The sequence below is a fragment of the Anaerosporobacter sp. genome (assembly GCF_031551385.1).
Lineage (GTDB): Bacteria > Bacillota > Clostridia > Lachnospirales > Lachnospiraceae > Anaerosporobacter.
In genome coordinates this window covers 1-12,260 of record NZ_JAVBNS010000249.1, presented here as the reverse complement: position 1 = coordinate 12,260, position 12,260 = coordinate 1, and the positions used below count along the sequence as shown (strand labels likewise).

General features: G+C 34.5%; 14 protein-coding genes. 11 read left to right on the top strand and 3 right to left on the bottom strand.

Annotated features, from left to right (window positions below):
* Positions 1-406: 406 nt before the first annotated feature.
* From RMR19_RS18690 to RMR19_RS18665, 6 genes are all read left to right on the top strand, one after another.
* Entirely contained in the window at positions 407-565 is a 159-nt protein-coding gene (locus tag RMR19_RS18690; protein ID WP_310605017.1) for a hypothetical protein, read from the top strand.
* 17 nt (positions 566-582) lie between these two features.
* Entirely contained in the window at positions 583-1,257 is a 675-nt protein-coding gene (locus tag RMR19_RS18685; RefSeq protein ID WP_310605016.1) for a hypothetical protein, read from the top strand.
* A gap of 151 nt (positions 1,258-1,408) precedes the next feature.
* Entirely contained in the window at positions 1,409-1,867 is a 459-nt protein-coding gene (locus tag RMR19_RS18680) for a hypothetical protein (RefSeq protein ID WP_310605015.1), read from the top strand.
* Positions 1,868-2,124: 257 nt separating this feature from the next.
* Positions 2,125-2,658, top strand: a complete 534-nt coding sequence (locus RMR19_RS18675; protein ID WP_310605014.1) for a hypothetical protein — start codon at positions 2,125-2,127, stop codon at positions 2,656-2,658.
* Positions 2,659-2,889: 231 nt separating this feature from the next.
* A complete protein-coding gene (locus RMR19_RS18670; RefSeq protein WP_310605013.1) occupies positions 2,890-3,072 on the top strand; it encodes a hypothetical protein in 183 nt (60 codons plus the stop codon).
* Between the two features lie 156 nt (positions 3,073-3,228).
* Entirely contained in the window at positions 3,229-4,071 is an 843-nt protein-coding gene (locus RMR19_RS18665; RefSeq protein WP_310605012.1) for an AraC family transcriptional regulator, read from the top strand.
* 112 nt (positions 4,072-4,183) lie between these two features.
* On the opposite strand, the gene RMR19_RS18660 is transcribed toward RMR19_RS18665, so the two are convergent.
* Entirely contained in the window at positions 4,184-5,266 is a 1,083-nt protein-coding gene (locus RMR19_RS18660; protein ID WP_310605011.1) for an Ig-like domain-containing protein, read from the bottom strand.
* 252 nt (positions 5,267-5,518) lie between these two features.
* Between RMR19_RS18660 and RMR19_RS18655 the strand changes: the two genes are divergently transcribed.
* From RMR19_RS18655 to pyrF, 5 genes are all read left to right on the top strand, one after another.
* On the top strand, positions 5,519-7,012 hold the full coding sequence (locus RMR19_RS18655; RefSeq protein WP_310605010.1) for a M14 family metallopeptidase: 1,494 nt from the start codon (positions 5,519-5,521) through the stop codon (positions 7,010-7,012).
* Between the two features lie 50 nt (positions 7,013-7,062).
* Positions 7,063-7,635 carry a GNAT family N-acetyltransferase gene (locus RMR19_RS18650; protein WP_310605009.1) on the top strand — a complete coding sequence of 191 codons (573 nt, stop codon included), beginning with the start codon at positions 7,063-7,065 and terminating at the stop codon, positions 7,633-7,635.
* An 88-nt stretch (positions 7,636-7,723) separates the two neighbouring features.
* Complete coding sequence (locus RMR19_RS18645) at positions 7,724-8,119, top strand: NUDIX domain-containing protein (RefSeq protein WP_310605008.1); 396 nt, start codon at positions 7,724-7,726, stop codon at positions 8,117-8,119.
* Positions 8,120-8,147: 28 nt separating this feature from the next.
* Positions 8,148-9,422: a dihydroorotase gene (locus RMR19_RS18640; RefSeq protein ID WP_310605007.1), complete on the top strand. Its 1,275-nt coding sequence runs from the start codon at positions 8,148-8,150 to the stop codon at positions 9,420-9,422.
* A 44-nt stretch (positions 9,423-9,466) separates the two neighbouring features.
* Positions 9,467-10,384: an orotidine-5'-phosphate decarboxylase gene (pyrF, locus tag RMR19_RS18635; RefSeq protein WP_310605006.1), complete on the top strand. Its 918-nt coding sequence runs from the start codon at positions 9,467-9,469 to the stop codon at positions 10,382-10,384.
* Positions 10,385-10,473: 89 nt separating this feature from the next.
* On the opposite strand, the gene RMR19_RS18630 is transcribed toward pyrF, so the two are convergent.
* Positions 10,474-10,803: a hypothetical protein gene (locus RMR19_RS18630; protein ID WP_310605005.1), complete on the bottom strand. Its 330-nt coding sequence runs from the start codon at positions 10,801-10,803 to the stop codon at positions 10,474-10,476.
* Positions 10,804-10,874: 71 nt separating this feature from the next.
* Positions 10,875-12,077 (bottom strand): cation-translocating P-type ATPase, encoded by a 1,203-nt coding sequence (locus tag RMR19_RS18625; protein WP_310605004.1) that lies wholly within the window; start codon positions 12,075-12,077, stop codon positions 10,875-10,877.
* Positions 12,078-12,260 lie beyond the last annotated feature (183 nt).

Below are 12,260 nucleotides of genomic sequence, written 5' to 3'. Positions count from 1 at the left end.
TCTCTTTTCTTTTAATTTGGGGAAAATGTAGATCCTATGAAAGATTTGATTTTTAATAGACCAATTCCTTTGGAGTATAAAGAATATATTGACATTATTTCTTCGTAAAAACTTTCGCATTACAAAAATGCTAATATAGATTTTTTATAACTAATAGCGATAGACGCTATTAATATTTGCTATCATGATAGATTGGAAAATTTAAGGAATCCAATAAATATACAACTGCTGATGGGTTAATAGCCGATTAAGTAGAAAATCTGTTTAATTCATTAGTAGTTGTAAGTGTAAAGCAAGCGAGTGCAAGCAATATGCAACATTCCTTAGCGTTAGTGATTTACTATTATGGGCTCATTCGAGTACAAATGGAAATAATGAATTAGGTAAAATGGTAGAATATCTACTTATGAAAGATGCTGGTTTTGAGAAAGGTCGCATTCCAAAGAAATATTTAAATAAAATTTTATCAGGTGAGTCATCTTGGAATGCTAATCCAAAGTTGCGAGATGAGGCTAGAGAAATAGCAGATAAAATGAAAGAGAATCCTATTAAATGTAATCCATAATAAGGAAGGCAGGTTGAATGGAAAAGATAACAATAGACTATGAATTTACAACTGATATCAGAGGCGTTCGAATTTTATTTCCGTATTTAGAAGAAGGAATAGAATATGTAAAGAAACAAAAAGTTAAAAACGTGTGTGTATGGCAAGGGTTTGAAAATGCTAGGTATACGGTTAATTTTGATTTCTTAAAGGGGCTAGAATTTATAGAGACATTTCATTGGCTAGTTCCTCTGACAAAAAAATCAGATATACAAGGACTCTACGTGCTATCAAATTTAAAGGAATTTGATTGGGCAGTAGATAATTATTTTAATATTGATTTTTCTAAACTGACAACAATTGAGTGCATGAATACTCGCTATCATGATGGTTTGATGAATTTGGAAAAACTAACAAATTTAAAAGAACTTTATATTCAATCTGTAAAAACAGAGAATCTAAAATTTCTTCCAGAGCTAGAAAGCCTAGAACTTTTACGAATAATTAACGGAAGGTTCACCTCATTAGAAGGGTTAGAAAATTGTAAAAATCTAAAAAAACTGGATTTACGAAGTTGTCATAAATTAGTTTATGCTGATGCTGTATTACGAAAACTTAATCAACTAGAATCGGTTGCACTAGACTCATGCAAAAGGAATGATATAGATGAGGAATCGTTTCGAGCCCAAATTGGGCATGTTTGGATTGGTTAATAGCTGAAATAGAAGAAAAAGAAAGTATATTTTTTGGTGAAAACACATGTAAAGATAAGAGTTGTTAGTGCTTTTCTAAGCATGTGTTTCTCATTGAAAAGAGCTGATTTGGATTTCTGCATTACTAAATAAGACAAGGAGATTTTTTTATATGGATTTTCAGATTATTACCGATACTGCGGGTTCAAGAGTTGGAGAGTTAGCAAGTGAATTACGTGATTATTTAGAACCGAGGATAAATAAAAAGTATTCAGATATTGATATTCAAATTTTGGTGGGCTGGCGTTGCTTGCCAGAAGCATACAATAGAAGATCTTTTATAAGATATGAAAAAAAATCAAAATGTCTAATTATTGATATTTCGGTAAAAGTGGAAGAATATAGTAAAATGTATAAGGTTGAACAACGATTCCATATAGGAAATCTTTTTATGGAATATTTAAGAAAAGCATTGGGGAAAAATAGAATTGAGGGATTAGATAGCGAAGAATTTATTGAAGACGTTATAAAATGGGGGAAAGAAATCACTTTGGAAATGGATTATGCGCCAAGAAAGAGAGATAATTGGTTTAGTGATGAAATTGATTGGTCTGCAGATTGGGATAAGTAAAAGTGGTTTAGTCGTTTTTACATAATCAAGTAACGAAACGAAGGGATGACGTTCATAATATGAAAACAGAATAAGGCATTATGTTTTCGCCCGTTCAAATATTTTGGGATACTATAGTAAATAAAAGATGGAAAATAATTGGTCGAACTGAAAATTATGATAAGTATAAAGACTCTAATTACAATAATCTTAAAATAGTATTTGGATTAGATGATGATTTTAGACTAAGAAATCTAGGTACAGGAGGAAAAAATAAGATGATAACAATTGAAAATTTTATAAAAAAAGATTACCCCAAAGATAGTGATGATTTGCTTGCAATTTCGGAACAAATTTGGAAACTGGGAGATTTGGAAGAAATAGAGAGAAAAGTTAGTGCTGAATTATTTGTGCTTCATATTGCGATAAATGTGGTCGGGAACTGGCAGGGTGATGGTTGGCATGGAATTGTCAGAGATCAGGCAGTGCTAATTCCATATATTACTCAAACTTTAGATAAACTAGATTTACAGGAAATAAAAGAAGCATTCCAAGAAGTAATTTCTATGTTTCCGGAATTCACAAGATTTGTTGATGACAAGCTTTATTGCGATATTATTAATTTTATAACAAATACACGCTGTAAAGTAAATGATGAGCGATTAAATCAATATAGTGAAGAGGAGCGTTCGCGAATTTCTAAAGAATATCATGAAAAGATGGAAAAATTAGAAGAGATATCTGAAGAACAATGGAGTTATAATGCCCCTAAAGAGGGTTGGGAACCCATTTTAAATTATATAAAATTTTAATGTAGCGGGGATGTAGTTTGAAGTATGATTTTTATGAACCAAGTGTAAAGGAAGCAATACGCAGAATGTTCATGGACAGTACAGTCTGTTCAGAACCGATGCGTCGTCAAAGATAAGAGTGAGATGTGAATTACCAGTTAAAGAATAAAATTGCTTTAAAATGATTAGTTAGGAACGTCTGTCGAAGGCTATGACGAGGAAGGAAAGAAAGTTTGGAAGAGAGTGATATTTATGAGTTATGAATATAGAATTATTGCGGATAAAGAAACTAATATTGATGATTTGAATTTGATACACAATTGTTTAAAGAAATCTTCGCTTTTTAATACTGCTATTCTTACCAAATGTGGAATTTTTGTACCAGATCAAGGAGGGTATGAGTTAGTTGGAATTGGATTAATTGATGAAGAATAGATATATTAATCTATAATAAAATACTGGAGAAAGAATCATCTAAAAGAGTAACGGTTTAGAAAAAAGGCATATACCCTCACAACCGACAAATACTTGCAAATATTATCGGGTATTAATAATTAATTTATAATATACTTATCTTGAAGGGAGAGACATATGGACACACTTGAGAATATGAAAAATGCAATTGATTATATTGAGGATAATCTAGATGCAGAAATTGAATATGAAAAGGTTGCAAAAATAGCGTTATGTTCCCAATATCATTTTCAACGCATGTTTGCCTTCCTTATTGGCGTACCGCTGTCTGAATATATACGCCGTCGCCGATTAACGCTTGCTGCGTTTGATTTGCAGAATAGCAAGGAAAAAGTAATTGATATTGCTATGAAATATGGCTATAATTCACCGGACTCGTTTTCACGTGCATTTATGGCAATACATGGAGTTACGCCCTCGAAAGCAAGGGAAAAAGGTATCTCGTTAAAGGCGTATCCTCGTGTAACATTCTCACTATCAATAAAAGGAGTGATTGAAATGAAGTATAGAATTGAGCAAAAAGATTCATTTGTCGTAGTAGGTGTAAAACAGAGGTTTTCAAATATTGATGGCTTAGGTGAAAATGTAGGGAAAATGTGGAGCGAAACACCGCAAGAAACAATTGCACAAATTTCCAGTCTTGGAAATGGGTTGGTAGGCGTGTACAGTGGAATGTATGAAGATAATACAACTGACTACTATATTGCCTCAATAACGGAAAAAGATTGCCCAAAAACTTTGTGCAATCTTGAAATACAATCTCTTACATGGGCAGTATTTGAGATAATCGGTCCTATGCCTACTGCAATGGCAGAAGTATGGGGACGAATTTTTTCTGAATGGTTCCCTACATCTGGTTATGAGCATGCAGAAGCGCCAGAAATAGAATGGTACTCAAACGGTGACTTGAGTTCGTCTGATTACAAAAGTGAAATTTGGATACCAGTTATTAAAAAATAGTATTCTGTGCTGAATAATATAATACAGAGTAATTAGTTTGCAACATTTATTCCTCTTAGATTTATAACATTAATAGGTTAGTTATCTGTAAAATGCATCTTATATATGACGACTATTTTTTACCATCAGTAACCGTAACCCTACACTTGACCTTTGTACCATCTTCAGAAACATAAACATAAGCAGTACCTTTCTTTAATGCAGTAACCTTGCCGTCCTTACTTACATCTAACACATTAGAATTACTGCAAGACCAGACGGGTGTATTTTTAGAAGATACAACAGCAGAAAGTTTAGCTGTTTGACTAACTGCTAATGATAGCTCGGTTGAACTTAATGTAATAGTTGGAGACTCAACAGTTACGTTACAAGTTCGAGTAATACCATCAATAGTAGCAGATATAAGCGCAGTACCATGCTTGATCGCAGTTATCTTGCCAGTTTCATCAATGATAGCGACACTTTTCTTATTACTTTTCCATTTGGGAGTAAGATTAGAAGAGACCTTGGCACTTAGTTGATAAGTTTGATTCCGATAGAGAGATAGAGTAGTTTTACTCAAAGAGACTTGCGGAGATTTGACTTTAACGTTACATATTACGTTCGTGCCGTCAGCCGATATTGTAATTACGGCTTCACCAGGTTTCATAGCAGTAATTAGACCATTTTCATTAACAGTAGCAATACTTTTGCGATTGCTTTTATATTTTACAGAGGAATTGGTGGAAGGACGAGCCTTTAATAAGAAAGTTTCTCCATGTTCCAAGGATATACTTGTCTCATTAAGTGTTATGCTGGTCTTCTTAACGGTTACCTTGCAGCTTGATTCTGCACCATTGATTTTGGCAGTAATAGTGACTTTGCCAGCCTTTTTAGCAAGAACTTTTCCGTAGGTGTTAACGGAGGCGATGGTGGAGTCACTGCTTTTGAACGTTGGAGATTTCCCAGTAGAAGTGAGGGCGGTGAGATAGAAACTATCACCGATAGCAAGTGTTTCACTATAACTTGTTAATACGATAAATGGATAAGTTGTTCCTACTATTGATTTTGCATGAATTGGTTGCGTGTATGTTTCGAAAGGAGTAGCCGAAAAACATAAGAAAAATACAAGAATAATAAGATACCATGATGAGCGTGTTAAATTAGATTTTTTAACATGCTCTTTTTTTCGTTGATTAGAATTAATTGATTTCATATAGATTCCTCCATTCATTGAGATAATAATTGATAAAGTAGAGGAATAAATGCTACGTAGAATACGTGTTGCAAACATAAAAAGAGTATACTACGAATGCATAATTTTTACAAGTGAAAATGGTTCAAATAAGCATAATCATCCAGTGTTTTTAGTTTGAAATATAAGGATACTTAGTATATAATTAGGAAAGAAAACAATAGGTCAATAGTACTATTGTTTAGGGATAAAGAGGAAGGGACGCACATTAAGATGAGAAGGTTTAGGGAAATTACAAGATTAATTTGTACATATGGTTTGATGGTTGGATTATCAACATCAATTACATCATATGCAATGGAAGCAAAAACAACAGGGGAAGTGTTTGCTTCTGAAATGAGTATTGTGAATAATAGTGAAAGCGAAGGCATCAATCAAGAAGATAATACACAACAAAACAGTAATCCGGATAGTACGAATCAAGATAACACGAATCAAGAAGATAATAACACTGAAAATAGTGATACAGAAAACGATAGATCAAAAGAAGGTGATACATCTACTGACAATCCAGAAGACAGTACGCAAGAAAATGATACAACACAAGAAGAAACAAAACCAACATATAAAAAAATTAACGATAGTATATATGTTAAGAAGGCTTGTAGTGTTTATGAAAAGCCAGATACGAAAAGTAAGAAGCTTGGTACAGCAATTCTATATAGAAAATATACAAGAGTAGGAATTGGCGAAGATGGGTATAATCAAATTATGTTTGATGGTGCTGTAGCATATGTTAAAGAAAGCAATGTTACAACGAAGAAGCCAACGATTCCAACAAATGTTGTGGATATAACAGATACGAAGTACAATTATGATGATATGAAAAAAGATATACAGTTGTTGAATACATATTATCCAGACTACGTAACTGTACAATCGCTTGGTAAGTCAGAGGATAACAGAGAAATCTATTGCATTATACTTGGAAATGTGAATGCAAAAAACAATATATTAATACAGGGAAGTATGCATGCAAGAGAATATATTAATACGCAACTGCTTATGGCTCAACTTGAATATTATCTAACGCAATATGAAAAGGGGAGTTATAAAAGTGTATCTTACCAAAAGATGTTTGATGAAGTAGCTGTTCATGTTATTCCAATGGCGAATCCAGATGGAGTTACGTTATGTCAGTATGGTACGAATAAAATAGCAGATAAGAAGCTTATTTTTGCATTAAAGACGATGCAAAAGTCAAGTAATTATTCAAGATGGAAGGCAAATGTGAAAGGGGTAGACCTAAACAAAAACTTTCCATTTCTATGGAAAAAGAATGTTACCGAGAAGAAAGTGGGGAGTATGAATTACCCAGGAGTAAAGGCGCAGTCAGAAAGTGAAACACAAGCGTTGGTAAAATACACAAAAAGTATCAAAGGATTGAAGGTGGCACTTAGCTATCATTCCATGGGGAATATTATATATTGGGATTATGGGCAAAAAGGGAAGCTAAGGGAACAATGTAAGGAACTTGTTAATCTAGTGAAGAGCATAACAGGATACACTCTTGTAACGCAGAGTAGCAGTACGATTTCTTATGGTGGATATAGCGATTACGTAGTAGGAGAACTAGGTGTACCCGCGATAACAATAGAAACAGGTATGGTAATTGCACCTGTTAGCCATTCACAATTTAATACGATTTGGAAACAAAACAAGACAGTAATTCCAGAAGTAATATTACAAGTAATAAAAAATAAATAAAACAAAATAATGCAGCAGCGAATCAGAGGTATATTACGCAGGAGAAAAAAATGCAGATAAAGATAATTAATACAGAACAGCTTAGCAATTTATATAAAAATTATTTAGTATACGATTTCCCAGAAAGTGAATTAAAACCGTTAGCAATGATAAAGACATATATGGAACATGGGATCTATACAATTTACGGACTTTATGAGGAGGAAGAACTACTAGCGTATGCAATGTTTGTGAATAACAAGGAAAGTGAATTTGCATTGTTAGATTACTTCGCAAGTAATCGTAAGTACCGTAGTAAGGGATATGGTTCAACATTATTGCAGATGCTGAAAGAGAATGATACCGTTTCAAAAGGATATATTATAGAAGTAGAAAGTCTTCGAACAGCGAAAGATGAAGAGGAGAGAGTGATAAGAGAACGAAGAATTGCGTTCTATGAGAAGAATGGGCTTAGAAAAACAGCAATACGTGCTTGCGTATATGGTGTAGAATTTGATATATTATATTTACCATTATGTGTAGAGGCGGAAGATAGTTGTTTATATGAAGAATTGAAGGCATTGTATCTATTGATGTTCGGTGAAGAAAAATATAGAGAGCAGACAACAGTACAACTATTATAAAATGGACAAGAAAACCAATCATAGTATTTGATGATTATGAATGGGTATGTTATAATAGCAAAGAAAAGTCTGGTAGGAGGATGTTAAAGTGGATAAATATCGTATTATAGTAAAGGGTATCGTAAAAAGCTTAGACAAATATCTTATCGTTGAAAAATGGTTTGATGACCGTATTCAAGAACCATACCAATGGGGATTTGTTGATGGTTTGATTGAGTTTGGTGAATCACCTGACAATGCAGTTGTTAGAATTATTGAAGAAAGCACAGGGTTATGTACGCAAATTGACCGTATATTATACACTTGGTCTTTTATGGCAGGAGATACCTACACAATAGGTATTAGCTATCTATGCTTAAGTGGAATGGAAGACATTGTATTATCAGAAGAACTACATAATTATAAATGGGTCGAGAGAGATGAATTTGAAAAATATATTGAAAATCAAGGCATTTTAAATGATATTGCGTGTGCAGATTTATAGTAATTGCTAATGAAGAAAGGTGGTTCTAGTGAATATACTAATTAAGAATGGGTATGTAATTGACCCTGCAACGAATAGAGAAGAAGTTTGTGATATTTATGTTGAGGATAATTGTATTACTCAAGTAGAGAAGGATATAGCAAAGGAGGCAGATGAAGTTATTGATGCAACTGCTTGCTATGTTATGCCAGGATTTATTGATTTACATGTACATCTTAGAGAACCAGGATTTGAATATAAAGAAACAATTAAAACAGGAGCGATGGCAGCAGCGCGAGGTGGATTCACAAGCATTTGCGCAATGCCGAATACGAATCCTGCTATAGATAGTGCACAGATGGTAGCATCTTTGAATGATAAAGCAAAGAAAGACGCTGTAGTTCATGTGTTACCAGTTGGTGCAGTTACAAAGGGGCAAATCGGTGAGGAATTAGCAGATATTGCAGGTATGGTGAAGGAAGGTGCAGTAGCCATTAGTGAGGACGGAAAATCAGTAATGGATACTGCATTGTATCAAAAAGCGATGACGATTGCAAAGGAAGAAGGAATCGTTGTACTTGCTCATTGTGAGGATAAAAGTCTTGTTCGCGGTGGAGTTATGAATGCTGGTAAGACAGCGGAAACACTTGGAATGCCGGGAATTACGAACGCAGTAGAAGATGTTATTTCTGCAAGAGACATTTTATTAGCGAAAGAAGCAGGAGTTAAGTTACATCTATGTCATTGTTCAACAAAAGACAGTGCGTGGATGGTAGAAAAGGCAAAAGAAGAAGGATTACCAGTTACAGCGGAAGTTTGTCCACATCATTTTGTATTAGCAGATGAAGACATTGTGGAAGATGATGCTAACTATAAGATGAATCCACCGTTAAGAAGTAGAGAAGATGTTAATGCATTGAAAGAAGCATTGCGAAACAATGTAATTGATGTAATAGCAACAGACCATGCTCCTCACAGTGAGGAAGAGAAGAAAAAATCGATAAAGGAATCTCCTTTTGGAATTGTTGGTTTAGAGACCGCATTTGCATTAACAGTGACAGAACTTGTTAATACAGGTTACCTTACTCCAAGACAGCTTGTTGAGAAGATGAGTTTTAATCCAGCGAAAGTTCTTGGAATTAATAAGGGAACATTACAAGAGGGAGCAATCGCAGATATTGTAATTGCAAATCCAAAGGAAGAGTATATAATAGATACGAAAGATTTCGCTTCAAAGGGTAAGAATACTCCATTTCAAGGGAAAACGGTATGTGGAAAGATTCTATATACAATCGTTGGTGGACAAGTTGTTTATAAAGCATAAAAACTTACAAGTATATATGATTTACGAAAGGGGCATTTTTAACTATGATTAACAAGTTAATTAACAAAATCGAGAAAACAGGAGCACCTATTGTTGTTGGATTAGATCCAATGTTAGGTTACATTCCTGAGTGTGTGAAAGCGAAAGCATTTGCTGAAAAAGGTGAAACATTAGAAGGAGCAGCAGAAGCAATTTGGCAGTTTAACAAAGCGATTGTTGATGCAACATATGATTTGATTCCAGCAGTTAAGCCACAAATTGCGATGTATGAACAATTTGGAATTGAAGGATTGAAAGCATTCAAGCAAACGGTAGATTATTGTAAAGAAAAAGGTCTTGTTGTTATCGGTGATGTAAAACGTGGAGATATCGGCTCTACTTCAGAAGCGTATGCAGTTGGTCACCTTGGTAAAGTAGCAGTTGGACAAAATTCATTCTACGGATTTGATGAAGATTTCGTAACGGTAAATCCATACCTTGGATCAGATGGTGTTGAACCTTTCATTAATGTATGTAAAGAAGAGAACAAAGGGTTATTTATTCTTGTTAAAACATCGAATAAATCAAGTGGAGAATTCCAAGATCAACTTGTTAATGGTAGACCATTATATGAATTAGTTGGTGAGAAAGTTGCAAGCTGGGGCGAGTCACATATGGGCGATTCGTACAGTTATGTAGGTGCTGTAGTAGGAGCAACCTATCCAGAGATGGGAAAAATTCTACGTAAGATTATGCCTAAAACATATATCTTAGTTCCTGGATATGGAGCACAAGGTGGTAAAGCTTCTGATTTAGCACCATACTTTAATAAAGATGGATTAGGAGCAATCATTAACTCTTCTCGTGGCATCATTGCTGCATACAAACAACCAGGATATGAGAAGTTTGGAGAAGAAGCATACGCAGATGCATCAAGACAAGCGGTTATAGATATGATTACAGATATTAAATCGGCTATCTAATTAAGAATGTTTTTCGACCCAAAAAGGCAAGAGACGAATAAAAAAGTCTCTTGCCTTTTTGGTTAATATAATAAGGAAAATGCATTTTTCTATAAATCGGAATCTTCTAATAAACTTTCTAACTGTTCTGGAGTAAGCTGTTCAGAATCGTCTAAAACAGGATCAGGTTCTATCATTACTGGCTGTTGTCTAACAGGAGCAGCATTTACGCGAAAGCGATTTTCATCTTGCTTAATTACATAAGGCTCCTTTTCTTTGATTCGATAAGATTTTAATAAGTTGCCACTTTCTAAACATACCGTATTCGTGTTGCATAAATCATAAGTACTTGTATAAGGCATTTTATCGTACATACTTAAATCTTCCATTAAGGTATTATCAAAGGGTTTTAGCTTTGTCGTTTTAGTTTGTTCTTCCAATAGTGTAGCCTCCTTAATTCTTTATTGATGTTACCTATTAACTAACAGTATACAACCTTTAGACTATGAATTCAATGAGTATTATTTACCCCTTTTTGCATTTCGACAACTATAATAGGGACAAAAGAGAGAATAACAACCAGTATCCATTGCTTCATGTTCAGTGGAATTACTTTGAAAATATCTGCAAATGGTTCGAACATAATAACAGTCGAAAGCAGTATAGAGCATACAATAAAAGATAATACATGTTTTATATTGCTGAATATACCGATTTTAAATATAGATTTATTACTTCTCATATTGAAGGAATGAAACAACTGCGACAAACTAAGGACAGCAAAAGACAAAGTACGGCCGAGAGTTAACGTATCAGAAGAGCCTCCAAAATTGTAGCGGTATCCTAGGATAAATGCTGTTAAAGCAAGTGATCCAATAAGAAGACCTTCGAATACAATCTTAAAAACAAGTCCGTTTGCAAACATTCCAGTTTGAGGAGAAATCGGTTTATCTTTCATGATATCTCGATCAGCAGGTTCTACGCCAAGAGATATCGCAGGTAAGGAATCTGTAACAAGATTTACCCAGAGAAGTTGAACGGCAAGCAAGGGTGAGGGCAGACCCAGCAATATGGCAGCGAATATCGTAAGGATTTCACCGATATTACTAGATAATAAGAAATGAATTGCCTTCTTGATATTCTGATAAATACCACGTCCTTCTTGAATCGCGGAAACAATAGTAGCAAAATTGTCATCTGTTAATATCATATCAGCAGCATTCTTGGCAACATCTGTGCCACTCTGTCCCATAGCACAACCGATATCAGCAGCTTTTAATGCAGGAGCATCATTAACGCCGTCGCCCGTCATAGCAACAACATTTCCTTTTTTCTGAAGTGCTTTAACAATTCGCACTTTATGTTCAGGGGTAACTCTTGCGAATACACTATAGGAATCGATATCGTTATTGAGCTGTTCTTCTGTCATAGCAGATAATTCAGTTCCTGTAATTGCTTTATCGTGATTTTCGTAGATTCCTAACTCCTTCGCAATCGCACAAGCAGTGGTGATATGGTCACCAGTAATCATGACAGGCTTAATGCCAGCACGTTTGCAGATATGAACAGCTTCTTTAGCCTCCTCTCTAGGGGGGTCAATCATACCAATTAATCCGGTATATACTAAAGCACTTTCTGTAAGAGCAGTACCTTTTGGAACGGTGGAAGTTTCTTTGTATGCAACAGCAAGGACACGAAGAGCGCGTTTAGCCATATCAGCATTGTATTTGTTAATAACGGCGCGTTTACTACTTGTTAAAGGGGAAATCTTACCTTTGTCATAGTAGTGGGTGCATTTGGCAAGAAGGACATCGGGAGCACCCTTTGTAATACATATCGTTTTGACACTTTACATCTTGTTTATAGTACTCATTAATTTTCTTGAAGAATCAAAAGG